This window comes from Winogradskyella poriferorum, assembly GCF_050618035.1.
Taxonomy (GTDB): Bacteria; Bacteroidota; Bacteroidia; order Flavobacteriales; family Flavobacteriaceae; genus Winogradskyella; species Winogradskyella poriferorum_A.
Window position 1 is genome coordinate 1 of record NZ_JBODPY010000084.1, and the last position, 243, is coordinate 243.

Annotated in this window: 1 pseudogene; it reads left to right on the plus strand. The window is 30.9% G+C overall.

Features of this window, described 5'->3' with window-relative positions:
* Window positions 1-243: pseudogene (locus tag ACRHOC_RS15010) on the plus strand (glucohydrolase); the annotation flags it as partial.

Below are 243 nucleotides of genomic sequence, written 5' to 3' on the forward strand. Positions count from 1 at the left end.
GAACACCAATTGAGTGGAATACTACTAAAAATGGAGGATTTTCGAATAGTGATACATGGCTTAAGGTAAACCCAAATTACTTGGATAGAAATATTGAGAACCAAGAAAAAGACGAAAACTCTATTCTAAAATTTTACAGAAAAATGATTACTGTTAGAAAAGAAAACAAAGTCTTCGTCTATGGTGATTATGAATGTATTAATGAAGAAGACGAAATTCTCTTTATTTACAGACGTCGGGATT